The following is a 26,324-nucleotide window of genomic DNA, read 5'->3' as shown; positions in this document are numbered from 1 at the left end:
TGTGTCAAACACCCCGTCAATATTTGCTATTGGCGGGGTGTTGTGTGTTATGCGGCATGACGGGCATGGGGGCTGTCAAAATTAAATGTGGTGCCGGTGATGAAATCGGCCTCCGGCCCGGCCAGAAAGGACAGGCCACGGGTAAGCTCGCCAATGAGCGTGCTATTCTCGAAAGAGGTCGCCAAATTGCGGCGATCCCGAAAGTTCGATTGCAGGCGGTTGACCGTCACATGCCGCGGATAAAGTGATTTTGCCCGATCGGTGATCAGGTCGTTCAGCGATAAGGATGTGTTGTCAGTGCTGACTGCCTTGGCAGGGTATATTTGATCGATATTGCCAATGGTGATGATGCGTCCGCCATTACGGATAACCGGGGAAATCGCGTCGATGGCGGCTTTGCTATAGAGGCGTTCGTCATCTTGCAAAACAAACGAGACCGTGTTGGTGACAAGAATGTCAACCTGGCCAAAATCCTTGATGACCTGTGCGACAAGGGCCTTGATACCCGAAATGTGGTCGCAATTGATGGCATAGGCCCGGGCATTGACCCCGCGGGCTTCCAGCCCGGTGACAATACCGGCGGCATTCCAGGCATTTGCCGGATGGCTGATAATCACGTTGGCCCCCTGATCGGCCAGGGTTTGGGCGCTTAATGCCCCGATTCCATAATGCCCGTCGGTGACAACAGCAATTTTGCCTGTCAGTGGTTTGTTATATATCGGGTTATTCATGACCGTTCTCCAGAAGCGGTTTTTATCATATGAATAAACCATAGAAACGTCCGGTGCGTCGGCATAGACCCCAATGTCACGACCAAGCGTTCATTAATTGGAACGATATTTGGGCTTTGGGCATTCTGATTTCAGGCGCTGTAGCCGCCATCCACATTCAGAACCGTACCCGTAATATAGGATGCCGCCGGGCTGGCGAGAAAGGCAATGGCGGCGGCGACCTCTTCGGGAAGGGCCGGGCGGCCCAGGGGCACGGCGGTTTTATAGGGGGTGGGGTATTTTGCCAGCGGGTCGAGCAATTCGTCATTAACAAAACCGGACTGCACGACATTGACCGTGATATTGCGCGGACCAAGGTCGCGCGCGGCCCCCTTGGTAAAGCCCACCATTGCGGCCTGGGTGGCGGTAAAATCGGCCAGGCCGCAGCTACCGGCAAGGGCACTGAGACAGGAGCCCAGCGTAATGATGCGCCCGCCATCGCGCATCAATGGTGCGGCGGTACGAATGGTCGAGGCGGTTGCGCAAAAATTGACAGCCTGCTGGCGTTTGAGGCCCTGCATGTCGGCATCGGGATTGTCCACCTGGCCGCAGACGGCAATGGAGGCGGCATTGACCAGAATGTCGAGTCTGCCAAAATGTGCCACGGCGGTTTGCACCATCGCATTGACCTGAAGGGTATCGGCCGGATCGGCCTCAAACGATTTCGCCTCGACCTTCAGGGCCTGGAGTTCCGCGATCATTTCCTTTGCGGCCTGTCGGTCGCAAACATAGCCAATCGCAATGTTTGCGCCCTGTTCGGCAAGCATGCGCGCGGTTGCGGCACCAATCCCGAAAGCACCCCCGGTGATCAGGGCGACTTTGCCGCTTAGAAGTTTCGTCATGGTGGCTCCGGCTGAATTTCAAAAAAGACCGACTTATCGATGGTGAAACGAAATTTAGATTTTGTAAGACGTGGACAGTAGTCCCTTTTTGTATCACTCTGCGTTCAGTATATGGAACAATGAGGTCAGTCATGCAGGACTTGAATGATCTGTTTTACTTTGCGCAGGTGGTGTCGCATGGCGGTTTTGCTCCGGCTGGCCGCGCGCTGAACCAGCCAAAGTCAAAATTGAGTCGGCGCGTAGCACAACTTGAAGACCGGCTGGGTGTCAAACTGATTGAGCGATCCAGCCGTCGTTTCCGGGTGACGGAACTGGGCCAGGCGTTTTATGATCGCTGTGCCAATATTTTAAGCGAAGCCGAAGAGGCCGAAGCCATTGTGGCCGAGGCCAAAGGGGTGGAGCAGGGGATTGTGCGCATCAGTGTGCCCCCGGCGATGCTGGAAACGGCACTGGCCGAAGTGCTGGCCGATTTTAGCGAAAAATATCCCAAGGTGCAGTTGCGGGTTATGGCGACCAACCGCCGGGTTGATTTGATCGAGGACCGCGTGGATGTGGCGTTTCGGGTGCGTGATTCGTTGGATACCGACGCGACATTGATTGTTAAAACCCTGGGGCTTGCCGACGCGGTGATGGTTGCCAGCCCGGCGCTGATAAAAAAGCTGGGACCCAATTTTACCGTGGACGACATCAACCGCTTTCCGACGCTGAGCATCAAGGGCGAGGATACAGACACTATTCGCTGGCAGCTTGTGGGCCCTAATGATGATACGCGCATGCTTGATGTTACGCCGCGTCTGGCGACCAGCGATATATCGATGATTCGCCAGTGCGCCCTGCGCGGGCAGGGCATTGCCCTGTTGCCGCGTTTCAGCACCCATCACGCCATTCAGGCGGGCCGTTTGGTGCAGGTTCTGCCCGAATGGCGGGCGGTTGGCGGTATTGTGCATATTCTGTTCAAGGCGCGGCGTGGCCTGCCACCAGCCGTGCGGGCCCTGATCGATCATTTAACCGAACGGGCGCGTGAACGCACCCTGTGGGAATGTGATGAAGCCCTGGAACGGTTGTGCCCGCATTATATTTGCGGAGAGGGGGCAGCGGAAAAGAGCGTGATCGCGGGTGCTTTTGCCGCCGAACCTGAACAACCGGTTAGTGCCTAACCCCTGAAATGGCAGGCAGACAAAACGCAAAATCCATGTAACCCTAAGCGTTCCATAAAGGGTGCGATAATGATTGCGGTCATTGTTGGGCCCTTTGTCGGCTGGCAAAGCAGGTGTGTTTTTTTGTCATTTGCCACATCATCGTCGCGCGATTTTTATTGACCGCATGGCGGTGCTTTCGGCTAAGTATGGGTGATTTAAGAAATGAGATTCCCCCGGCAAGACGGGGGACGGCCCGTGTTTCGGGTTGTAATAAGGCGATTTGCGACAGGGGAAATTCAACGTGCTAGACAATGTCGTCGCCAGTAGTGCGACACCGTTGCAGATGTGGGTTGTGCTTGCGCTGGTCGCGGGTTCACTCGTGCTTTACGGCTGGGAACGCATCTCGCTTGAAATGACGTCAATGGCGATCATTGCCGTTCTGCTGCTGTTTTTTAATATTTTCCCGCTTAATAATGCCGATGGCGATAATATTTTGGGGCCCGACACCATCATGTCGGGCTTTGCCAACCCGGCGCTGCTGACCGTTCTTTCGCTGCTGGTGGTGGGGCAGGCGCTGGTTCTGACCGGCGGGGTCAGTTACATCGCCGGGCTGATTACGGAACATGGGGGCAAAAATGCCTCGCTGGCGATATTTGTTGGCCTGTTTGTCGTCATGCTGCTGTCGGCATTTCTGAACAATACGCCGGTGGTGGTGATCTTTATTCCCATCATTCAGGCGCTGGCGGATCGTATTCAACGTTCACCCAGTTCCCTGATGATTCCGCTGTCCTTTGCCGCAATTCTGGGCGGCATGACAACGCTGATCGGGTCGTCTACCAACCTTTTGGTGTCCAGTTCGCTGATCGAACTGGGGATGGAGCCACTGGAATTTTTTGAATTTACGGTGGTGGGCGGTGTGCTGGCATTGTCCGGTTTCGTCTATGTGCTGCTGGTTGCGCCGCGTTTGTTGCCGGCCCTGGCCTCCATGAGCAGCCGTTTGACCAAACCTGACGGCAGTGGCAAACAGTTTATTGCCCAAATCACGGTTGGCCCGGCATCGAAAATGATCGGGACCAAGCCGGTTGCGGGTTTTTTTAAAAACCTGCCCAATGTCACAATCCAGATGATCGTGCGGCGTGAACATGCCGATTTGCCGCCGTTTGATGAACAGATGGAAATACAGCCCGGTGACGTGCTGGTGGTTGCCGCCACCCGCAAGGCCCTGACCGAGGCGCTGCAAAAGGACCCGGGGCTGCTTCATGCCGAGGCGGCGGCCGTTCATGAAGAACCGGGCAATGGCAATACGGAAACCAAGTCCAGCCAGCTTCTGGCCGAGGTGATGCTGCCGCCCGGGTCACGCCTGATTGGCTTTAACCTGGAACAGATCGGTTTTCGCTATCAATACAAGTGTCTTGTGCTGGGCATTCAGCGCCGCTCGCGCATGATTCGCACACAGATGACGGAAATCCGGCTGGAAGCCGGTGATGTGCTGCTGGTTCAGGGCCGGTCCGAGGATGTGGAGGCGCTGCGGACCATTCGCGATGTTGTGTTGCTGGAATGGTCCACCCGTGCGTTGCCGCGTCCGTTTCATGCCCGTCGGGCGGCCTTTATCTTTTTGGGCGTCATTGCGCTTGCCGCGACCGGTGTCGTACCGATCATGATTTCCAGTTTCATCGGAGCGGGGCTCATGATTGCCTCGGGCGCGCTGAATATGCGCCAGGCAGCCCGCGCGATTGACCGGAAAATCGTTTTGCTGGTGGCCGCCGCCCTGGCACTGGGAACCGCGTTGCAGGCCACGGGGGGGGCATCCTATGTTGCGGAAGTCCTGCTTTCCGCGCTGCATGGGGCACCGGCACCGGTTATTTTGTCGGTGTTTTTCCTGATGGTCGCGGGCTTTACCAATGTGTTGTCGAACAATGCCTGTGCGGTGCTGTTTACGCCCATTGGAATTGGCATGGCCCAGCAGCTTGGTGTGCCGCCGCATGTTTTTGCCGTTGCGGTGGTAATGGCGGCAAACTGTTCTTTTGCGTCCCCGGTCGGGTATCAGACCAACCTTCTGGTGATGGGGCCCGGGCATTACCGCTTTGTCGACTTTCTTAAATCGGGCACGCCGCTGATCCTGTTGTTATGGATCGTGTTCAGCCTGTTTGCACCCTGGTATTACGGCCTGTCTTTCTGATTTGTTTTTCATGAAAGCCAAAGTAAAAGCCGGTTTGCGATGTTGCGACCGGCTTTTTCGTTGTGTCGGGGCGGGCATACCCAAATCGGCAATAACCCTTGCGCCGAACGCGTTTGACTTTTAGCGCCAAGGCAATAGGATCGCGCTTTGCTTATCCATGTGCCGCAAATATGTGCCGGATTTCTCGCGGTTCTGCGGTGTTTTTCTGTCTGATCAGGAACAGCCTTATGGTCGATATTGCCGATTTTCCAAAACCTGCCAACCGTCCTGCAAGTGCCAATTTTTCGTCGGGCCCGTGTAAAAAACGCCCGGGTTGGTCCGCAGATAAACTGGAGACCGCGGTTTTGGGGCGTTCGCATCGATCTCCGCTGGGCAAGGCCCGGCTGGCAGAGGCAATTGATCGCACACATGATCTTTTAAACCTGCCGGACGGATATTTGGTCGGTGTGGTTCCCGCATCCGATACCGGCGCGGTTGAAATGGCGCTGTGGTCGATGCTGGGCGCGCGCGGTGTGGATATGCTGGCCTGGGAAACCTTTGGCTCGACCTGGGTAACGGATGTCCTCAAGCAATTGAAGCTGGATGATGTGCGTGTATTTGAAGCCGATTACGGCAAATTGCCGGACCTGAGCCAGGTTGATTGTGACCGCGATGTGGTCTTTACCTGGAATGGCACGACGTCGGGTGTGCGGGTTCCCAATGGTGACTGGATCGCCGATGACCGCAAGGGCCTTACCTTTTGCGATGCGACCTCGGCCATTTTCGCGATGGAACTGCCGTGGCACAAGCTTGATGTCATTACCTATAGCTGGCAAAAAGTGCTGGGCGGCGAGGGCGGCCACGGCGTCATTATCCTGAGCCCGCGTGCTGTTGAACGCCTTGAAAGCCATGTTCCGGCCTGGCCGTTGCCAAAAATTTTCCGCATGACGAAAGGCGGCAAGCTGATTGATGGTATTTTTCGGGGGGAAACCATCAATACGCCGTCGATGCTGGTGGTCGAAGATGCAATTGATGCCCTGAAATGGGCCGAAGAAATCGGTGGTCTTGCCGGTTTGCTCTCCCGTACTCGCGAAAATCGCCGTTTGCTTGATGAATGGCTTGCCAAAAGCACATGGGCGGCAGATTTGGCCGAAAAGCGGGAAACGGCATCGAATACCTCGATGTGCATTAAAATTGTTGATCCGTGGGCGCTGGCACAGGATGAAAAAGTGCAGGTTGCCTTGCCAAAACGTATTTCCAAACTGCTGGAAAGCGAAAACGTGGCTTATGATATTAACGGCTACCGCGATGCCCCTCCCGGTTTGCGGATTTGGGGCGGTGCAACCGTAGAATCTAGCGATATCAGTGCCTTGCTGCCGTGGCTTGATTGGGCCTACGGGGTTGCCAAGGCCGAAATAACCGAAGGCTGACTTTGGGGATTGCGATAATATTTGCGTTTTTCGGTTTTTCCGTTGCCCTGTGCGCCACAACGCGGTAGTAACCGCTACCGGATGCACAGGGCAGGACGCATGCGAACCTTAAACCTTGCCCGAATTTGCACGCACAGTCCGGAAAGTCTGAACATATGACCGAACTCGCCAGGAAAGCCCTTCTCCCCGCCGGTTTGCAGGATGTCCTGCCGGTGGTTGCTGCACAGGAAGCGGAAATCCGCGAAAAGCTGATGGCGAGTTTCGCCCTGGCTGGCTATGACCGCGTAAAAACGCCGCTGGTTGAATTTGAAGAAAGCCTGCTTGAAGGGGCATCCCCCGAACTTGCCAAACAAACCTTTCGTTTGATGGACCCGGTGTCCCGTCGCATGATGGGGGTGCGTTCGGATATGACCCCGCAGGTGGGGCGTATTGCGGCGACCCGCCTGAAGGATGATCCGCGCCCGTTGCGTCTGGCTTATTCCGGCGATGTGTTGCGCATTCAGGGCACACAATTGCGCCCCGAACGCCAGTTTGCCCAGGTTGGTGCGGAACTGATTGGTGTTTCCAGTGCGGCGGCGGATACTGAAATTGTTTTGCTGGCCCTTGAGGCGCTGGATAATGTGGGCTTGCCCGATGTGTCGGTTGATTTGAACCTGCCAACATTGCCATCGCGCCTGTTTGAAGCCTTTTCCGTTGCCCCGGATGACCGCGAAAAACTGACCGAGGCGCTGGAGCGCCGTGATGTGGCCGCGATCAAGGCGGCAGACGGCCCGGTAACGGATGTGCTTGTGACTCTGCTGGAGGCCGCCGGCCCGGCAGCGACCGCTTTGCCGCGCCTTAAACGGCTGGAGCTGCCACTGGGGGCATCGGAGGATTTGCATCGCCTGGTCGAGGTGGCCGAACGTATTTTGGCATCCGATCTGGATGCCGCCTTAACGGTGGACCCGGTGGAAATGTCGGGTTTCCGGTATCAGACGGGTGTCAGCTTTACCATTTTTGGCAAGCATGTGCGCGGTGAACTGGGCCGTGGTGGCCGTTATCGGGCCGGAGGGGCCGGTGGCGAAGTTGCCACGGGCATGTCATTGTTTATGGATACGGTGTTGCGGGGGCTTGAAAGCCCGGCGGCAACGCCGCGGGTTTACCTGCCGCTGGGGGTGGCCCAGCACGAGGCGCGCAAATTGCGCCGCGAAGGCCATGTGACCATTGCCGCCCTGGAAGGGGCGGCCGAAGCCAAAACAGCCGATGCCGCCCGCAAGGAAGCGGCACGGATGGGCTGTGATTTTATTTATCTGGATGGGCGGGTCGAACCGCTGGACGCGTAGGCTTTTTCGCAAGAAAAGGCCGTGTTTTATCGCTCAAGGAGTTTTGCGATGACCAATGTTGCCGTGATCGGTTCCCAGTGGGGGGACGAAGGTAAAGGCAAGATCGTTGACTGGCTTTCGGAACGTGCCGATGTTGTCGTTCGCTTTCAGGGTGGTCACAATGCCGGTCATACGCTGGTCATTGATGGCAAGGTTTATAAACTGAGCCTGTTGCCATCGGGTATTGTGCGCGACAGGAAATTGTCAGTCATTGGCAATGGCGTTGTGGTTGACCCGTGGGCATTGCTGGCCGAAATTTCGCGCCTGCAGGAACAGGGTGTGACCATCACGCCGGAAAACCTGCGTATTGCTGAAAATGCCTGCCTGATCCTGCCTTTGCATGGCAATCTGGACAAGGCGCGCGAGGCTGCTGCAACCGGCAATAACAAAATCGGCACCACCGGCCGGGGTATTGGCCCGGCTTATGAGGACCGTGTGGGGCGCCGGGCCATTCGTGTTGGTGATCTGGCGGATGAAGAATTGCTGGCCGCCAAGGTGGAAAACCTTTTGACGCATCATAATGCGCTTTTGCGTGGGCTGGGCCAGCCGGAAGTGGACGGGGCAGAATTGCTGGAACAGCTTAAGGAAATCGCGCCCAAGATTCTGCCGTTTTCCGATACCGTCTGGAAATCGCTTAACCAGATCAAGGAAGCGGGCAAGCGTATCCTGTTTGAAGGTGCGCAGGGCACCATGCTTGATATTGACCACGGCACGTACCCGTTTGTCACTTCGTCGAACACCATTTCGGGGTCGGCTGCCGGTGGTTCGGGTATTGGCCCGTCGGGCGTTGGTTATGTTCTGGGCATTACCAAGGCATACACCACCCGCGTTGGCGAAGGACCGTTTCCGTCAGAGCTGTTTGATGCCGATGGCGAACGCCTGGGCGAACGCGGCCATGAATTTGGCGTGGTGACGGGGCGCAAACGGCGTTGTGGCTGGTTTGATGCCGCCCTTGTCCGCCAGTCGGTCAAGGTCAATGGCATTCACGGCATTGCGCTGACCAAGCTTGATGTGCTGGACGGTTTTGATGAAATCAAAATCTGCACCGGTTATGACATTGACGGCGAAATTTACGATTACCTGCCCGCCAATCAGCGCCTGCAAGCAAAGGCCAAACCGGTTTATGAAACCATTCCCGGCTGGTCGGAAACCACGATGGGCGCGCGTAGCTGGGCCGATTTACCTGCCAGTGCGATCAAATATGTCCGCCGGATCGAAGAGTTGATCGAGGCCCCGGTGGCGTTGTTGTCCACCAGCCCGGAACGCGATGATACCATTTTGGTTCACGACCCGTTCAGTGCCTGAGTCGTCATCGGATATTGATGCGAAAACCGCCCGCATTGCCGGGCGGTTTTTGTATGGGGCTGGTTCTTCGCGTTCGGCGATAACGTCTTGCCCGCAACGGTTAAGGGAAGTATCGTTTAAAGTGTTCAAGAACTTTTAAATTGCGGGTCCGATGGCTGATAACGCAAAGATGCAGCCCGACGATACGTCATCCGGGGCGGATATGGACCTGGAAGATGATGAAGCGGGACGTGGTCAGGCAGACCAGAAAGCACCGTCGTCAGATGCGCCGCCGCCCAGAACCGGCGGTGGCAGGCATGTTGATGTTGGCAATTTTCGGGTTTTTCCCGATCTGAGGCTGCCTGAATTTGATAGTGGTCCGTCACAGGCCTTTGTTGCCGAAGGCATCAAGCGGGATGACGGCGCCATTTTTGCACTTGTCGCTGATCCGACATTGCCTACCCGATCGGAACTGTTGCGCGTGCTTTCGGGGATTCGTATCGGTGGGCAATTGGACCTGCTGGATTACGATATTGTTTATTGGCCGCCACTTGATCGCAGCACGATTGTCTGTTTTTACGCCAAGCCGGGTGGCAGCAAGGTTTTTACCGATGGGGGCAAAAAAGCCGTTATTGACGAGCATGATCTGCCATCGACGGTGATTGTGCCGCTGATCAATATTTTAACGGTTTTATCAGACAAAAATCTCGCCCATCGCAATATCCGGGCGGATAATCTTTTCTTCGCTGATGAAAAACGCGCCAGCGTTATTGCCGGGGACTGTGCGTCCTGTCCGGCGGGGTTTGCCCAGCCCATTGTTTATGAACCGATTGACCGGATGCTTGCCGAACCTGCCGGGCGCGGGGCAGGGGCGCTGTCGGATGACATGTATGCCCTGGGCATTACCATTGCCGCCCTGGGGATTGGTCATACGCCGCTATCAAAGTTTTCCGACAAGGAAATTGTCGATATGAAACTGGCGCGGGGCTCGTTTCAGACACTTGCCGCGCAGGAAAAACTTCCCCTGACCCTGATCGAACCCATCCGGGGCATGTTATGTGATGATTACGAGGAACGCTGGGGCCTGACAGAGCTGAATAACTGGCTCGATGGCCGCCGGGTCAAGCCGGTGCAGGGCAATACCGAACGCCGGGCCGCCCGGGCGCAAAATATTGGCGGGCGCGATTATTATACCGCGCGCGGCCTTGCCAACGGTATTTTTAATAATTGGGCGGCATCGCTTGCCCCCCTGCGCGATGGTGTGGTCGAGGTGTGGTTGCGCCGTGGCATGAATGATGCCGACCGGTCCAAGGCCATGTCCGAGGCCATGCGACAAATGGCGTGGTCGGGCAGCGATAAACGGACCGCCGAAGACGTGCTGGTATCGCGGGGTATTGCCATTCTGGATCCCAACGGGCCGGTACGGCACAAGGGCTTTTCGGCGATGCTCGACGGATTGGGGCCGATGCTGTCTTATGATGTGCAGCATGGCAAGGGGGCACAGGCCTTTTCCGAAGTCGTGGTGCGTGATTTGCCGACCTTCTGGTTCTCGCGCATTAGCGGCTTTCGCCCTGAAATCCAGTCCCAGCAGCAGGTTTACAAAGGTCTGCGCTATTACATGCAGCAGCAAAGCATGGGATATGGTTATGAACGCTGCCTGTATGCGCTGGTCAAAAACCAGCATTGCCTCAGCCCGCTTGTCGAAAATGAATATGTCATTCACATCGCCCAGCTTTTGCCGGCCCTGGAAAAGGTGGCATCTGTCACCCCGCACAGCAGTTGGCCGGTTGACCGGCATATCGCCGCCTTTATTGCCGTGCGCTTGCAGGATGATACCGAACCGCAATTAACCGCGCTGCAAAATCCGGGGGATGAGGTGGAATTCAGCCGGTCGATCATCAGCCTTTTGGCCCTGGTGCAATGGCGTCACGGACCTGACAGCCTGCCCCATCTTGGCCTGTGGGTGGCGCGTTTGATGGAACCGGCGACAAAGGTTTTTCATAGCCGCGAACGGCGTGAAAAGGTGGAACGGGAAATTCCCAAGCTGGCAAAACGCGGCAATCTGGTTGAGCTTTATAATCTGATCAATGATGAAAAGGAACGGCGCAAGGATCAGGACGAATTCATTTCCGCTGTCGAAGAATATTCTGCCGCCGATAGCGAGGTCTTTGATCTGGAAACATCGGGCCCGGCCCGCATGATCCTGGCCGAGCAGATCGGTCGCCAGGTGGCATCATTTGCCTCGACGATGATTGCGCTTCTGACGGTATCGGCCCTGTTTATGATGACGGTGTGGTAAGGGGCAGGTAATGGCAAAAAACAAGGACAAGGCAGCAAAAGGCGCGAAATCGAAAAAGTCTGGCGGACTATCGTTCTTTGCCATTCTGGTGATGGGCGTTTTGCTGTTTATGGTTGCTTTGCCAACCTTCATTACACTGGTGGTTGGTTTGCTTCCGTCCGTGCTGGCCTTTTTCTTTGATCGCCATCAGGGGCGCTATCTTGCGCGGTGTGTTTTCGGGCTGAATTTTTCCGGGGTGGCCCCCTATGTGATGGAGCTTTGGCATGAGGGCGGGCAAAGTGTGTCGATTGCCACCCAGCAACTGCTTGATCCGATGACGATGGTGATCATGTATGGTGCGGCCGGGCTGGGATGGCTGATGTACCTGGCGATGCCGCCTATTGTGGCCAATGTACTAAATCTGACAGCCCAGCGGCGAACAGTGGAGCTTCGCGAACAACAGCGCGAACTGGTCAAGATCTGGGGCGAAAACCTGATTTCCGAAATTGAAAAAGGTCATCGCTAAACCGTGATGTTTTGCAAAGGGCAGGTGCCGTTTGCAGCAGGTCGCATATAAACAGCAAGAACGGCCAATGGCCGTTCTTCCGCGCGGGCAAAACTGCAGGGTTCTTTCTGCCCGCCATGCTGGAATGCTGTTACCCCTGCATCTTCTGGCAGATTTTTTCAAAGGCGCGAACTTCGATTTGGCGGATCCGTTCGCGCGAAATGCCGTAAGTCATGCTCAGGTTTTCAAGTGTCACCGGCGTTTCGTACAGGCGACGCTGTGTCAGGATGTCACGTTCACGGTCATTCAAGCCCGACATCGCGGATTTGAGCATCGACATGCGCTGAACAAATTCCTGGCGGCGTCCCATCCGGGTTTCCTGGTCTTCTTCGTCGCTTTCAAGCCAGTCCAGCCATTCGCCTTCGCCGTCTACCCGGACTGCCGCATTCAGCGAGTGATCCGGGCCGGAGAGGCGGCGGTTCATCATGACAACATCGTCTTCCGACACGTTCAGTTTCTCGGCAATGGCCTCGACCTGTTCGCGGGTCATGTCGCCTTCTTCAATGGCCTGCATCTGGTTTTTCAGTTTGCGCAGGTTAAAGAACAGCTTTTTCTGTGAGGCCGTCGTGCCGATTTTTACCAGCGACCAGGAATGCAGGATATATTCCTGAATGGCGGCACGGATCCACCACATGGCATAAGTTGCCAGGCGAAAGCCCTTGTCCGGGTCAAAGCGTTTGACAGCCTGGAGAAGGCCGATATTGCCTTCGGAAATCAGTTCGTTGATCGGGAGGCCATAACCACGATACGACATCGCGATTTTTGCAACCAGACGCAGATGACTGGTGATCAGTTTTTCTGCCGCCTTATCGTCCTCGTGATCCCGGTAGCGTTCCGCAAGGGCGGTTTCGATCTCTGGTGCCAACATCGGGTAGCGACGGATACGCTGTAAGTAGCCCGTCAAACCATCCGGCGAGATCGACAATTCTGCTGCATTACCTTGTTTCATTGGTGCCTCCCAATGCGATCATTAAATCGTGCGTGAACCCCAAGCACTGATGACAAGGTATACAGAGGTATTAGGAGGCGTCAATATAAATTTAAGAGAAAAGTATACGTCATATGAAACTTAAGGATAGGTTTAGTGCCATATATATAGCTATGAGATCGTCTGGAAGGGGGGCCTTGAAACTGATGAATTCCCCTGTCCTGGGGTGAGCAAAACCAAGGGTTTGCGCATGTAACGCCTGTTTCCCGAAATTGGCGAGAACGGCCTGGGAGGACGGGGAGAGGTGCCTAACCGGACGAGATTTACTGTAAACTGGATCACATACAAGTGAGTGCCCGATATGGGCCATGTGTACCCGTATTTGGTGTGTACGCCCCGTTGCAAGCCTGCATTTGACGACAGATGCCAAGGAGTCGGGCCGATTCTCTATCACCTTATAGTAGGTAAGGGCTGGTTTTCCCCCGGTGGTGAGAACGGCCATTTTCTTGCGGTTTCGCGGGCTGCGACCGATATTTCCCGCGATTTTGCCCTCGGCCGGAGAGGGAACGCCCCACACAATCGCAACATAGGTGCGCTCGATATTTTCCTTGTCCTCGGCAAATAGCCGGGAAAGGGCGCGGTGTGCCATATCGTTTTTGGCAACCACCATTGCCCCGCTGGTGTCCTTGTCCAGGCGATGGACAATGCCGGGGCGCTTAACCCCGCCAATACCCGAAAGACTGTCACCGCAATGGGCCAAAAGGGCGTTTACCAGCGTGCCGCTTTCATTGCCGGCTGCCGGGTGCACCACCATGCCCGCCGGTTTGTTGATCACCAGCAGGTCGTCATCTTCATATAAAACATCAAGCGCAATGGTTTCGGCTTCGGGGATCGCCGGTTCGGCGGGCGGGATTTCCAGAAGCATGGTTTGCCCGGCCCGCACCTTGACCGACACACTGTCTTTGACGGTACCGTCAATTGTCAGATGTCCGTCGGTGATCAGGGCTTTTAACCGCGAGCGTGATTCCTGCGGCCATGCGCGGGCCAGGACCCGGTCCAGACGTTCCCCGGCATCTTCGGACCGGGTGACATAAACCAGATTGTCTTCATCAAGGGTCGCATCGGACATGGCAGAACAATTTCATCACTAAGGGTCGGGAGGCGTGGCAGAACCACAAGCGCAATATGTTAGCAGCTTGCAACAGGCTTGCCAGTCGAGCTGGCGCAACATAGCGAAAAAACAGTTATTTGCAATTGCCCAACATTGCGGGGTGATATGTGTTTATTCAGGACATCATACGGGGAATGCCTTGGTTGAAGAACAGTCTTTCTGTATGGTGCAGGTTGTTGCTTTGCTTTGGGGTGCAGGACGAATATGCGCGTTATAAAAATACTTGTGGCCGTCATGGCGGTGTTGATTCTGATTGGCATTGTGCTGGTGGTTTATGGTTTGCAGCGTGACAAGGCCACCCGACAGGCAGGCAATTCAACAACCCAGACCGTCAGTCTGGAACCACAGGCCCCGATTTCGGATGGCGCGGGCAACACCGATACCGCCCCGGCAAACGACAATAATGATGAAATTGAAGATCCGCTTGATGCGCCTTTTGGCACCATTAATGTCGATCTGGCGGCGGATGAAACGCTGCTGTCCTTCCGGATTGATGGTGATCGGGCCTTTTTGCATCTTACCGGGCCAAAGGGCGCGCGCATCGTGGTTGTTTCCATGATCGACAAAAGTGTACTGGGCCAGATTTTGCTGATGAAGCCAAACTGAGCACAGCGGCTTTTCGTATAAAACCGTGAAGTGATTTGGCAGGGTGTGGTGATCGTGATGATGGTGGATCGGGTCGTCATTTCACAACAGGTGCTTGATGAAATCCTGGATCATGCGGCGCAAAGCTGGCCGATGGAATGCTGCGGATTGTTGATTGGCCGCACAAACGCGCCAGATGGCGGCCTGGACAGCGATGAAACAGTCTGTGAAATGAATATTTCGCGGATTGTTGTTTCGGGTAATGTCGCCGATGACCCGGCCATGACATTTGAAATTGATCCAGGGTTGCTGTTGCGTACCCACCGCGCAGTGCGGGATCGCGGCGAGGAGATTATCGGCTGTTATCATTCGCATCCCAACGGCAACATCCTGCCATCGCGCACCGACCTTGAACGGGCAGAGCAGGCCGGGTTTTTATGGCTGATTGCCGGAAGTACGCCCGAAGGGGTAAAGGACTGGGCCCTGTATCGGCGTATCCCCCTGCATGATCGCGATGCAGGGCCGCGTGGTTTCCGGCCCTGTCAGTGCAGGGTTGTGTGAGGCAGAGACAACTCCTGCTAACCTGCCGCCAGGCGTTCCAGTGCGCCGGTCTGGCGGGCAAGGCAGTGCCCCAACTCGTATCGTTTGGCTACCATATGCCGGGCGGCCTGGCGCAAGGCAACATAACGCTGCGGATGATCCAGAACATCGCCTATCTGGTGGGCCAGGGCATCGCTGTCCCAAAAATCGGTCAGCAGGCCGTTTTTGCCATGATAAATGACTTCCTCCACCGGGCCGGTGCGCGAGCCAATCACAAGTGCGCCGCACGCCATTGCTTCCAATACCGACCAGGACAGAACAAAGGGAAATGTCAGATAGACATGCGCCCGGCTGATTTGAAACAGGGCAACCAGTTGTTCATGCGGGATTTGCCCGAGAAACACAATGCGTGACGGGTCGATGCCGGTTTCCTCCATCATGATTTCGCGCCACGGGCGGCCATCGGGGGCGGGCACGCCATAGCTGACCCCGTCACCGCCAGCCACCAGAAACAGGGCATCGGGATGGGACCGGGCCACTTTGGCCGCCGCTCGCATGAATTGGGGAAACCCGCGATAAGGTTCGAGGTCGCGCGCCACATAGGTGATGACCGGGGTGTTGCGGTCAATCACGCGCCCATCGGGCAGGGCGAATTTCACATTTGCATCGGGTTTGCATCGCTGCATGTCGATACCATCGTGGCATACGCCAATTTTGCCGCGCAACAATTTGGGATAGGCGGATTTTTGCCACTGTGTCGGGCTGATGCCAGCATCGATTTGTTCCAGCGTCAAAAGCTGGCTGCTATTGCGCAGGCGCAGCAGTTTACGCTGGTTGAGCGAGACCCGTTCCTGCGGGTCAAAGCCGACATCGCGACCAGTTGCATGATAAAAATGTTCGCAATAGCCCAAAAGTGGCCTGTCGGGCAGAACATCGCGGGCAAACATCATGCTGCCCCAGCCAATATGGCCAAAGACGATGTCGGGTTTGCCTTCTTTGGCGATCAGGGTTGCCAGTGTATCGGCTGCCTGATGGCCGATTTCGGTGTGCAAATCCGGTGGGCTTGCCGGCCTGGCATGGGCGGGCAGGGCATCGGGCGAACGGTGTGTAAGGACACGAATGCCCGGCAACCTGACATTCATGCCTTCACACAGAAACGATACCTGCCACCCGGCATTGGCCAGGTGACAGGCAAGATGTACAAATTGTCCCGGCCCACGACGATGGACAAAGACAATTTTCATCGGCGATTGCGTGCCTCGTTGCCCATCATCGGTGCGGATGCGGGAACACCCCCATATCGCAGGGTTTGCGTCCAGAATTCCTCCAGACGACGCAGGGTGTGCAGGGCATTTTCAAGTTCTGCCTCGCCGTCGCGTCCATTGGCAAGGGCTTCGTGATATTCCTCGTGGAACTCACGCAACGCATCGCACAGGGCATGGCCTTTTTCGGTCAGTTTTATGCGGGCCGAACGTCGGTCCCGGGCCATAACCTGACGTTCAATATAGCCCGATTCCACAAGCTGCTTGAGGTTATAGGACGCATTCGAGCCCATATAGTGCCCCCGATCGAGCAAATCACGAACCGAGAGTTCGTCATCGCCGATATTAAACAGTAATGCCACCTGGGCCGGACTGATGTCATCATTGCCCAGCCGGATCAGATCGACGCGCAAAAGGTCGGCAAATCGCCGATAGATTCGTTCAACAGTGTTTGCAAGTTCAAGGTGAGTGACGGTCATGGCATTCGATCCGTTATCTGGTCCCAAGATTTAGTGGCCGTTATGCAGCTTGCACCGATAGCGACCAGAGAATTAAGGAAGATAACAGGACGTTGTTTTGTAACTATTTTCAATCTGTCCAATCCTTCCTGTAGTTTGCTCAGAATTTTGAAGTAATTTCCAAGTTCCTTTACTCGGTATACTTCTTTTATTTGTGTTTTTACATTGTCCCATCATGAACATTAGATCGACATATTTCGATTTATTTTATTGCATCATGATTTCGCAACTATGTGAGCAGATTGCGGAAAAACTATGACTTTTTGCAAATTGGATGAGATTGGATGCAATTTCGGTCAAAAAGTGCGAAAAGCACGATGACGGCGCGGCGGGAAACACGGCCCGCTCTTGATGCGCCCACATTGATCCGCGAAGCCCGTTTTACGTTCGTCCGTGGCCTGACCTGGGCCGGGATCGTCAGCGGGTTTATCAATGTCCTGCAACTGACCGTGCCGCTGTTTATGTTGCAGGTCCATGACCGGGTGATCAACAGTCAAAGTATCGATACCCTGAAGCTTTTGCTGATCATCGCGGTGGGGGCCATTATTTTATATGGCATTCTGGATTTCATTCGCGCCATGACTTTTCAGGAAATGGCAAAGTCATTGTTGCGGCGTCTTAACTTGCCTGCGATTGCCGCAGCCATGAGTGTTTCGATGGAGAAAGGATCGACGCCGGGAACCCAGGTTTTGCGCGATCTGGCCGATCTTCGGACCTTTATCAATGGCAATACCATTGGTGCGCCGCTAGAAGCCCTGTGGTCGCCGATTTTCCTGGGTGTGATGTTTGCCCTGCATCCGTTTTATGGCCTTGCGGGGGTGATTGGCGTGATCATGCTCATTGGCCTGAGTTTGCTGGGCGATCTTTTATCGCGCCGGATTACCAAGGAAGCCAGTGATGCCAATTTGCGCAATATCGCCGATATTGGCTCGGCCATTCCCCATGCCGAAGCGATTGAAGGCATGGGCATGATGCCCGCCCTTGCCATGCGCTGGCGTGCAGCCCAGCATCACACCACCGAATTGCTTGATATTTCCAATGCACGCGGCAAGGGCATGTATTCCCTTACCCGGTCGCTGCGTTATGGTTTGCAGGTTGGCGTGCTGGCAATGGGGGCGGCCCTGGTGATCAAGGGTGAAACATCGCCCGGGGCCATGATTGGCGGTACCGTGATTATGGGGCGCTTGCTGTTGCCGTTTGACAATGTCACCCGCGACTGGCGGGGTTGGGTTAATGCCCTGTCGGCGTGGCGGCGTATTCGTGACATTCTTGAACAGCGCCAGTCCGAACGCGAGGTGGCGCCAACGCCGCGTTGCGAAGGCCCGCTTGTGGTCGATAACCTTGTTTATGCGGTTTCCGGTAATAATGTGCCGGTTCTCAAGGGCATTTCCTTTGACATCAATCCTGGTGAAATTCTGGGTATTATTGGCCCGTCGGCGGCCGGGAAATCCACGCTGTCGCGTGTTCTGATCGGGGCGGCCAAACCCACGGCAGGCGGGGTTTATCTGGATGGGCACAGCACCTATTTGTGGGAACGCGGGTCGTTTGGCGACATGGTGGGGTATTTGCCCCAGTCGGTGTCGCTGTTAAATGGCACCATTCGTGAAAATATTGGCCGTATGCGCGATGCCGACCCGCGCAAGGTGATTGATGCCGCCCGTGCGGCGGGTGTCCATGAAATGATCGGTCGTTTGCCGCTGGGTTATGACACGCCCATTGGCTCGGGCCGTTATACGCTGTCGGGCGGGCAAAAACAGCGCATTGCGCTGGCCCGTGCCCTGTATGGCTGGCCGCGTTTGCTGGTTCTTGACGAACCCAATGCCAACCTGGATGCCGAAGGTGAAGCCTCCCTGATCCGGGCCATTCGGGCGGCATCGGAAAACGGGGCCATGGTGGTGCTGATTGCGCATCGCCAGTCCATCATGCGCTATGCCCATAAATTGCTGGTGCTGCAGGAAGGTCGGGTCAAACAGTTTGGCGAACGGACCGACGTGGTCCAGGCCCTGAGCGACCCGGGCACAGATGTGAAATCCCTGCCGGATTCTAATCGCAAATATGTCGCCAATGGCGGCAAGCTGGAAAATGGAGGTGCGGCATGAACCGTGTCATCAATCTGGACGAGCGCGGAGATGTGATTAATCCCGACGCCCCGCAACCAGTGTGGCATGAAGTCCTGGCCGAGGAACGGGCGGCCTCCAAGCAAAGCCTGCGCAAGCCAATCATGACGGGTGCCCTGGTTATCCTGGTGGGATTTGGCGGCTTTTTGCTGTGGGGTTTTAATGCCCGGCTGGATAGTGCGGCGGTGGCATCGGGGTCGGTGATTGTCGATTCGCGCAAGAAAACGGTTAATCATCTTGAAGGCGGTATTCTAAAAAAGCTGCTGGTCGATGAAGGTGAACATGTGCGTGCAGGTCAGCCCCTGGCCTTGCTGGATGGTACGCGCACCCAGTCGGAGCTGGAGCAATTGCGCGGTGAAAAATATGGCTTGCAAGCCAAGCTGGCCCGCCTGCGGGCCGAGCAGAAGGGCGATAAGGTGATTACCTTTCCCGATACCCTGTTGTCGTCAAAGGAAGCCTATGTTGCCGACATTCTGAACGATGAAAAACGCCTGTTTGACAAGCGCCACGAGGTTTACACCGCCAAGCGGGACGCCCAGGAAAAGCAGATCAGGCAGTTTTCCGCCGAGGCGGATGCGCTTGATTCCCAGATCAAGGCCCGTGACCACCAGCAAAAACTGGTGAAAGAGCAGCTTGATGGCGTGCGTGAATTGGCCTCCAAGGGGTATGCGACGCGAACCCAGCTTGTGGAAATTGAAAATAACTGGAGCGATCTGGTTGGGGATGCGGGCGAGTTCAAGGCCCAGCGCGCCGCCGCCGAACAGCAAAAGGCCGGGGCCGAAATTGAACTGGCATCCATTGAAATGGAATGGCAAAGCGACATTGCCAAATCCATTCAGGAAACCCAGTTGGCGTTAAATGATGTCAATCAGCGTATTACGGCAAAAAATGACGTGTTGAACCGCCTGGAAATTCGATCCCCCCAGGATGGTATTGTCAGTAATATCCAGATCAGAACGCCCGGTGGCGTCATTAGCCCGGCCCAGCCGATTATGGACGTGGTGCCGGACCAGGAGCCGCTTGAAATTGAGGCGATGATTAACCGTCGCGACATTGATGCGGTGCATATGGGGGCCGATGCCCAAGTACGGTTGACGGCCTATAACCAGCGCCGTCTGGCTCCGATCAAGGCCAAGATCAGTTATATCGATGCCGATCAGACCGTCGATGAGAAACGTGATTCATCCTATTATGTTGTACGGGCCAAAATTGACCCCAATGAACTGGCCAAACATCCCGATGTCAAATTGCGGGCCGGGATGCCCGCCGACATTCTGGTGCTCAATACACCGCGTACCGCGATCGATTATCTGCTCGATCCGATTGTTGAAAGTATGGATCGCGCTTTCCGCGAGGATTGATCAAGGCTGTCAAAGTGCAGGTTAGGGCAGGGGCGAATTCCTGCCAAATGTCCTCAACTAACTGTAATAACGCGATTTTTTGGCTGTTGAGCCAACAAAGAAGACCGGCCCTTCAAAGGCTGGTCTTTTTTTGTTTGGCAATGGTTTAAATTTTAAATCAAATATAGATCAAATATAACGTAATAATAAAAACAAGAATATAAGTAAAAATATGTAAAAATTTACTCTCTACATAATGTCGCCACAATAATACCTTGATAATAACTTCCTATAAGAAAGCAAAAGAATATAGGGTTTGTGTGTGGCCGGTTTCCGGGCGTGCATAAGCCTGAGGGAACGGCCAGCCTCTAGTCACACCGAAACCCGAAATGGGACAACAAGGAGGATATGATGGCAACTCTCGAAGGCGGTGCATATGATGATACGCTTCTCGGGTCACGCTTTAGCGATGTGATTTTTGGTCGCGGCGGTGACGATACCCTGTTCGGACACGGGCAGAATGATGTTCTGTTTGGCGAAGAAGGCGATGATCACCTGTTTGGCGGGTCGGGCGACGATGTGTTGCTTGGCGGTGCCGGCCGCGATCTTTTGTTTGGCGGGTCGGGCGATGATCAATTGCTGGGCGATAGCGGCAATGACATGCTGTTTGGCGGACATGGCGATGACCAGCTTTTCGGTGGTGCTGGCGACGACCTGCTGACAGGTGGTCAGGGCAATGACCTGCTTGATGGTGGCGATGGCAACGATCTGATGCAGGGCGGTTCTGGCAGTGACATTATGTATGGCGGTGCCGGTGACGACATCATGCTGGGTGGTTCTGGCGATGACCTGATGCAGGGGGGTGACGGTAATGACGTCATGCTCGGCGGGTCCGGCGATGATGTGATGAATGGCGGTGCCGGTAACGACCTGATGATGGGCGGTTCCGGTAACGATGTCATCGACGGTGGTGCTGGCGACGATGTTCTTGTCGGCGGTGCCGGTCAGGATAACTTTGTCTTCTCTGGCGGGGGTGGCAATGATGTTGTCCTCGACTTCCAGGTGGGTGAAGACATGCTCTCGATTTCCAAGGGCATTAACGACACCGATATTTCCTCGGCCGATGATGTTGCCGCGCGGGCAACCCAGGATGGTGCCAACACGGTTATTGACCTTGGTAATGGTGATTCCATCACCCTTAACAATGTTGATGCACAGGATGTCCAGGATCACCCGGACCACTTCTTCAACGTTCAGTAACGAGACCGGGATGTTCGCAGCCCCTGCTGCGGGCATCCCATTTCCTTCGTTTCATTTGTAAGGGTACAGGCCCCAAATGCTTGAACTTGCCACGTCTGATGACAGTCCGTTATCCGGCGATATGCCGGAGGTCTGCCGACTGACCCCCGATACGCTGATTCTGGTCTGGAACCTGCCGACCCGTTTGTGGACTGTTCCCAAACTCGAAGCACGTGACGGGCAGAAAATTTCGCCGCAGGCAACCTTGCGTTTGCCGCTGGGGGGCGGTGGAACCCGGCTTTTACGCGTCATTCCCCAACCCAAAGATACCCCGCTTACCCTGGTGGCCGAGACCGGCACACTGGGCCGGCAGGAAGAAATTACCATTGACCCCGACGGGCAGTTTGACCCCATTGATGCCTATGTGCTGCTGGATGATGTGACGCCAGCGGGGCGCTTGTCCCTGCTTTCAGCCATGCTTGGTGCCTGGGCCAGCATGTTTCGCATGCGGCGCAGCCGCAGCTATAATCAGGTTTTGAACCGCTTGGTGGCGCGGATTGTCGAAGACCCGCAGCGTGCCCAGCCGGTTGCCCGTTTAAGCGAACAGCAAATGCTGATCGCAACCACACTGCCCATCGCCTTTGGCGGGATTGAAGCCACCTATGTGGTGTCGCCAACCGGGTTTTGGCGTTTGCCGCAAACGGCCCATCATGGCCGCGAAACCCCGAACGGGGCGAAACAGACATTTTTTATCGCCGATCGCAATGGTCTGGACGCCGGGGCCTATCTGGTGATTACCGGCAGCCGTGCGCTTGCCATTCGTCATCTTGAAGGCAAGGCAAATTTGCCTTCCTTGTCGCGCTGGTGGCTGGCACAGGGCAAAGCCGACGCCGATTTGCGCGAATATGCCATTGATGCCCTGGCGCGCGGTGATGCCACATCGCGCAAGGCCGCCCTTGAATTTCAGTTGCGCTGTCCGCTTTCCGCACAGCGCGTAACCGGTGGTGGTGGCCTGCCATCGGGCGAGGTTGACCTTGCCGTGACCACGGCACGCGGCACCCTGATTGGGGGCTGGTACCGTGACCCGGTTGAAATGGTGGGCGGGGTGGATGTGCTGGACCATACCGGCACTGAACATGCCTTTGAAAACCATTTTTACCGTTATGCCGGATCGGTGGTGGAGGAAGAAAAAACCGTGCCTGCCACCGGGTTTGTCGGCTTTCATCCCGAAATTAAAAGCCAGGTGCCGATTTTGCAGCCGCGCAGCATTTTGCGCCTGACATCGGGCAGTCGCCATTTGATGGTGCCAACCGCTCAACCCGCCGACCCGGCAGAGGCCCGTGCGCGTATCCTGCGTGCCGTACCGCCCCAGCACCTGAATGACGAGATCATGGAAAACTGCCTGGCCCCGGTCATAGGGGATGTGCAGCAAAAACTGATGGGCAGTATTGGGAGCCCGACTGTGATGGACATTGGCGAGCAGCGCAATGATCCGTCGGTATCGATTGTCGTGCCGTTATACCGGGTATTGGATTTTTTGCGGGCGCAAGTGGGTGCCTTTGCCTGCGATCCCTGGATTTCGCAGCATTGCGAACTGATTTATGTGCTTGATAGCCCCGAACAGGCCGAGCAAACCGAACATCTTTTGCGTGGTCTTTATCAGCTTTATGGCGTGCCGTTGCGTTTGGTGATTATGGCGCGCAATGGCGGGTATGCCCGGGCGTGCAACAGCGGTGCTGCCGTTGCCCGGGCTGATTTGCTGGCGATGCTGAATTCCGACATTATCCCGCATCGCACCGGCTGGCTGGGCACGATGGCAACCCGCATGGGGGGCGAACAGGATGTGGCCGCCGTTGGACCCAAATTGTTGTTCGAGGATGGGTCGCTTCAACATGCCGGGATGTATTTTGCCCGCAATGAACGCGGCCAGTGGTTAAATCATCACTATTACAAGGGCATGCCCGGCGGGTATCGCGATGCCTGCGTGGAACGGTCGGTTCCGGCCATAACCGGGGCCTGTATGCTTCTGCATCGTGGCGTGTTCGAGGATGTCGACGGCTTTAGCGAGGATTACGTCATCGGCGATTACGAAGACAGTGATCTGTGCCTGAAAATCCGCGCCCAGGGTTTTGACATTCGCTATGTCCCCGATGCCGAACTTTATCATTTTGAACGTAAATCCATCTCGACCCACGCCGATTATATGCGCGGTGTTGCGACGCAATATAACGCCTGGCTTCATGCCTGCCGCTGGAATGATCAGATGTCCGACCTTTCCACTTACGGTGTTGCGCCACAAGCTGGCGACGTTTTGACGGGGGAACGCCTATTATGAACAGTATTCTTGCCATTCCGGGGCATCGCCCGCAAAAAACCGAGGCCGATGCCGGTGCCGAGACAAAAACGTCGGAATATCCATCAATACGCATCATGCGGGATCCGGCGGAAAAGCGCATGAATGCCAAAGACAGCTCTGGGGATAGCGGGGATACCTCCGGGCTTGGTTCCGCGCCACAAGATCGCGCGGCCGCGGCGGCGGCGCAAATGTCCGATGTTGCCCCTATCGGGCCGCCCGCCGCCAAGGAGGGCGCTGCTGCAAGCGATGCCGATAGTGGCCTGCTGATCCCCGATACATCCCTGGGTGAAACGGTGGATGGCGACGATGATACCCCAACCGATAAAACCGCCAGAGGCCGGGCCGGGCGCAAAACATCGTCCTTTGCCAATTTAACGCCGCGCCAGGAAGTGTATCTGGGAGCCATTTGCCGCCAGATCGCCCAAAATCGTTTTTTGCCAAGCCCGGCAAAGGACGAGGTTTTTGTCGGTGATGGCGATTACCTTGCCATCGGGGCTGAATTTTTGGGCCATTTTGTCCGGCTGGGTGGTTTGAAGCCGACCGAAAGTGTTTTGGATATTGGCTGCGGCATTGGCCGCATGGCGGTGCCCCTGACGCAATATCTGGTGCCGGGCAAAACCCGCTATCTGGGCATTGATCCGGTTGCGGACGGGGTGAAATGGTGCCAGCAAACCATTAGCCCGGTTTACAGGGATTTTTGTTTTCAAACTGTGGATCTTGCCAACGCGCTTTATAACCCGGACGGCAAGGTGGCCGGCGAAAACTGGAAATTGCCCGCCCAGAACGGGGAATTTGATTTTGCCGCAATGGTATCGGTGGCAACCCATCTTCCCCCGGCCGAGGTTGAACGGTATTGCCAGGAAGTTTTTCGGGTTTTACGCCCCGGTGGCCGCTTGTTTATCACTGCCTTTATCATTCGCAATGCCAAGGAACTGGCAGCCCCCAAATGCGACCCGCGCTTAAGCGGCCTTGTGCGCGAAAAGGACAAGCCCTGCTGGCATTTGCGCGGCGAAAATCCGATGGCTGCTGTTGGTTTTGACGAAGGCTATTTGGAAAAGCTGCTGGCCAAGGCCGGATTTGCCTTGCTGCGCAAAAGTTTCGGCGCCTGGCATGGCGATAAATCCCCGCATTATCAGGATATTCTGGTTGCCCAGAAACCCCGCAGGAGCAAAGTATGAACCCGCGCATTCTGGTATTAGCCCATAATCACCCCGACCTGCATCCTGGCGGGACGGAGATTTTCGCCCACGATCTGTTTAATGCCTATAAACGGGCCGGGTGCGAGGCCCTGTTTGTGGGCGCAACCAATGACGTGCATCGCACGCGCCGCCCCGGCACCAGTTTTCAGGCGGTCAATGACAGCGACGATGAATTGCTGTTTTGGGCCGGTCATTTTGACCGTTTCAACATGTCGCAGACCGACCTTTATGCCGTTGTGCCCGCTATAACCGAACTTCTGGAAAATTTCCGGCCAGATGTGGTTCATATTCATCATTTGGTGCTGTTTGGTATCGAATTGCCGATGTTGATCCGCCGGGTTTTGCCGGACTGCAAAATTGTCATGACCCTGCATGATTATTACCAGATCTGCCCGCATGACGGTTTGATGATCCATCGTGAAACCCGGAAACGGTATCAGTCGCTTGATGTGTCAGGCGATAAATGCGGGCTGACCGGCATCTCCCCGGATCAGTTTGCGATGCGATCTGTCAATATTCGCAATCATTTGCGTGCTATTGACCTGTTTTTATCGCCCAGCCGTTTTTTGCGGGAACGTTATATTGAATGGGGCCTTGATCCCCATAAAATCGAGGTGATCCATAATGGCCGCCCGGCGGTGCGTTCCGTGCGCCGTCGTGATCATGGCACCGGCGGTATGCCCAATGTGTTTGGCTATTTCGGCAATCTGAACCCCTGGAAGGGGGCGGATGTGTTGCTGGAAGCCGCCCGCAGGCTGATTGCGGAGGATGTTGATTTTGAATTGCGCATTCATGGTGGTGCGCCGTTCCAGACAGCAGCCTTTAACGACAAGATTGACCGTCTGTTTGAACAGACCAGCAGCCATGTGGTGCGCCTTGGTGCTTATGACCGTGATGATATTCCCGAACTGATGGCCGCCGTGGACTGGGTGGTGGCCCCGTCGATTTGGTGGGAAAACGCACCGTTGGTCATTCAGGAGGCCTTTCAGCATAACCGCCCGGTGATTACCAGCAATATTGGCGGCATGGCCGAAATGGTGCGTGACGGCATGGATGGCGTGCATGTGCGCCCAGATGACCCCGCCGCCCTTGCCCGCACAATGGCCGATTGCGCCACCAACCCGAAACTGTGGAAGAAACTTTCGGGCAATGTGCGCGCCCCGGCCAATATCGACGATGTCGCCCAAACCCATCTTTCGCGTTTTCGTAACCTGATCCGGCCCGACTTTGTTGCGGCCTGAC

General features: G+C 55.7%; 21 protein-coding genes. 15 read left to right on the top strand and 6 right to left on the bottom strand.

The features are described 5' to 3' along the window. Positions 1 to 47: 47 nt before the first annotated feature. On the bottom strand, positions 48 to 731 hold the full coding sequence (locus tag TH25_RS09430) for an SDR family NAD(P)-dependent oxidoreductase (protein WP_181847516.1): 684 nt from the start codon (positions 729 to 731) through the stop codon (positions 48 to 50). 131 nt (positions 732 to 862) lie between these two features. Further along, positions 863 to 1,612 (bottom strand): SDR family NAD(P)-dependent oxidoreductase, encoded by a 750-nt coding sequence (locus tag TH25_RS09425; RefSeq protein WP_114088169.1) that lies wholly within the window; start codon positions 1,610 to 1,612, stop codon positions 863 to 865. A gap of 131 nt (positions 1,613 to 1,743) precedes the next feature. Here TH25_RS09425 and TH25_RS09420 point away from each other — a divergent pair, with 131 nt between their 5' ends. The 7 genes from TH25_RS09420 to TH25_RS09390 all read left to right on the top strand — a co-directional run bounded on the left by TH25_RS09420 (position 1,744) and on the right by TH25_RS09390 (position 11,788). Next, on the top strand, positions 1,744 to 2,769 hold the full coding sequence (locus TH25_RS09420; protein WP_114088168.1) for a LysR substrate-binding domain-containing protein: 1,026 nt from the start codon (positions 1,744 to 1,746) through the stop codon (positions 2,767 to 2,769). Between the two features lie 283 nt (positions 2,770 to 3,052). Continuing rightward, complete coding sequence (locus TH25_RS09415) at positions 3,053 to 4,930, top strand: SLC13 family permease (protein ID WP_114088167.1); 1,878 nt, start codon at positions 3,053 to 3,055, stop codon at positions 4,928 to 4,930. 227 nt (positions 4,931 to 5,157) lie between these two features. Continuing rightward, a complete protein-coding gene (locus tag TH25_RS09410; protein WP_220151373.1) occupies positions 5,158 to 6,339 on the top strand; it encodes a phosphoserine transaminase in 1,182 nt (393 codons plus the stop codon). A 155-nt stretch (positions 6,340 to 6,494) separates the two neighbouring features. Continuing rightward, on the top strand, positions 6,495 to 7,661 hold the full coding sequence (locus tag TH25_RS09405; protein ID WP_114088166.1) for an ATP phosphoribosyltransferase regulatory subunit: 1,167 nt from the start codon (positions 6,495 to 6,497) through the stop codon (positions 7,659 to 7,661). Between the two features lie 48 nt (positions 7,662 to 7,709). After that, entirely contained in the window at positions 7,710 to 9,005 is a 1,296-nt protein-coding gene (locus tag TH25_RS09400) for an adenylosuccinate synthase (RefSeq protein ID WP_114088165.1), read from the top strand. Positions 9,006 to 9,156: 151 nt separating this feature from the next. Continuing rightward, positions 9,157 to 11,283 (top strand): protein kinase family protein, encoded by a 2,127-nt coding sequence (locus TH25_RS09395; RefSeq protein WP_114088164.1) that lies wholly within the window; start codon positions 9,157 to 9,159, stop codon positions 11,281 to 11,283. Between the two features lie 10 nt (positions 11,284 to 11,293). Further along, positions 11,294 to 11,788, top strand: coding sequence for a hypothetical protein (locus TH25_RS09390; protein ID WP_181847515.1), 495 nt, complete (start codon positions 11,294 to 11,296; stop codon positions 11,786 to 11,788). Between the two features lie 130 nt (positions 11,789 to 11,918). Here the strand turns inward: TH25_RS09390 and rpoH are convergent, their stop codons facing one another. Together rpoH and TH25_RS09380 are read right to left on the bottom strand one after the other, a co-directional pair. Then, positions 11,919 to 12,776: an RNA polymerase sigma factor RpoH gene (gene rpoH, locus TH25_RS09385; protein ID WP_114088163.1), complete on the bottom strand. Its 858-nt coding sequence runs from the start codon at positions 12,774 to 12,776 to the stop codon at positions 11,919 to 11,921. A 109-nt stretch (positions 12,777 to 12,885) separates the two neighbouring features. Further along, positions 12,886 to 13,884: an RluA family pseudouridine synthase gene (locus TH25_RS09380; RefSeq protein WP_114088162.1), complete on the bottom strand. Its 999-nt coding sequence runs from the start codon at positions 13,882 to 13,884 to the stop codon at positions 12,886 to 12,888. A 246-nt stretch (positions 13,885 to 14,130) separates the two neighbouring features. Here TH25_RS09380 and TH25_RS09375 point away from each other — a divergent pair, with 246 nt between their 5' ends. Both TH25_RS09375 and TH25_RS09370 read left to right on the top strand, forming a co-directional pair. After that, positions 14,131 to 14,532, top strand: a complete 402-nt coding sequence (locus TH25_RS09375; protein WP_114088161.1) for a hypothetical protein — start codon at positions 14,131 to 14,133, stop codon at positions 14,530 to 14,532. A gap of 30 nt (positions 14,533 to 14,562) precedes the next feature. After that, a complete protein-coding gene (locus TH25_RS09370; RefSeq protein ID WP_147253004.1) occupies positions 14,563 to 15,072 on the top strand; it encodes a M67 family metallopeptidase in 510 nt (169 codons plus the stop codon). A gap of 17 nt (positions 15,073 to 15,089) precedes the next feature. Here TH25_RS09370 and TH25_RS09365 read toward each other — a convergent pair whose 3' ends face one another. Then, a complete protein-coding gene (locus TH25_RS09365) occupies positions 15,090 to 16,295 on the bottom strand; it encodes a glycosyltransferase family 4 protein (RefSeq protein WP_114088159.1) in 1,206 nt (401 codons plus the stop codon). Then, positions 16,292 to 16,792 carry a MarR family winged helix-turn-helix transcriptional regulator gene (locus tag TH25_RS09360; RefSeq protein WP_114088158.1) on the bottom strand — a complete coding sequence of 167 codons (501 nt, stop codon included), beginning with the start codon at positions 16,790 to 16,792 and terminating at the stop codon, positions 16,292 to 16,294. Before TH25_RS09360 ends, TH25_RS09365 begins: the two co-directional genes overlap by 4 nt. Positions 16,793 to 17,115: 323 nt before the next feature. On the opposite strand from TH25_RS09360, the gene TH25_RS09355 reads away from it, so the two are divergent. The 6 genes from TH25_RS09355 (at position 17,116) to TH25_RS09330 (ending at position 26,323) form a co-directional block, all read left to right on the top strand. Then, positions 17,116 to 18,930 (top strand): type I secretion system permease/ATPase, encoded by a 1,815-nt coding sequence (locus TH25_RS09355; RefSeq protein WP_114088157.1) that lies wholly within the window; start codon positions 17,116 to 17,118, stop codon positions 18,928 to 18,930. Continuing rightward, positions 18,927 to 20,309, top strand: a complete 1,383-nt coding sequence (locus TH25_RS09350; RefSeq protein WP_114088156.1) for an HlyD family type I secretion periplasmic adaptor subunit — start codon at positions 18,927 to 18,929, stop codon at positions 20,307 to 20,309. Before TH25_RS09355 ends, TH25_RS09350 begins: the two co-directional genes overlap by 4 nt. A gap of 390 nt (positions 20,310 to 20,699) precedes the next feature. Then, entirely contained in the window at positions 20,700 to 21,548 is an 849-nt protein-coding gene (locus TH25_RS09345; RefSeq protein ID WP_114088155.1) for a calcium-binding protein, read from the top strand. 76 nt (positions 21,549 to 21,624) lie between these two features. Beyond that, positions 21,625 to 23,862 (top strand): glycosyltransferase, encoded by a 2,238-nt coding sequence (locus tag TH25_RS09340; protein ID WP_114088154.1) that lies wholly within the window; start codon positions 21,625 to 21,627, stop codon positions 23,860 to 23,862. Next, on the top strand, positions 23,859 to 25,061 hold the full coding sequence (locus TH25_RS09335) for a class I SAM-dependent methyltransferase (RefSeq protein WP_258549097.1): 1,203 nt from the start codon (positions 23,859 to 23,861) through the stop codon (positions 25,059 to 25,061). The genes TH25_RS09340 and TH25_RS09335 overlap by 4 nt, the downstream gene beginning before the upstream one ends. Further along, positions 25,058 to 26,323, top strand: coding sequence for a glycosyltransferase family 4 protein (locus TH25_RS09330; RefSeq protein ID WP_114088153.1), 1,266 nt, complete (start codon positions 25,058 to 25,060; stop codon positions 26,321 to 26,323). Before TH25_RS09335 ends, TH25_RS09330 begins: the two co-directional genes overlap by 4 nt. Position 26,324: the final 1 nt, after the last annotated feature.

Origin of the sequence: Thalassospira profundimaris, from assembly GCF_003326755.1 — a bacterium.
Taxonomy (GTDB): domain Bacteria; phylum Pseudomonadota; class Alphaproteobacteria; order Rhodospirillales; family Thalassospiraceae; genus Thalassospira; species Thalassospira profundimaris_B.
The sequence above is the reverse complement of the archived record's forward strand: the minus strand, read 5'-3'. Positions and strand labels throughout refer to the sequence as shown.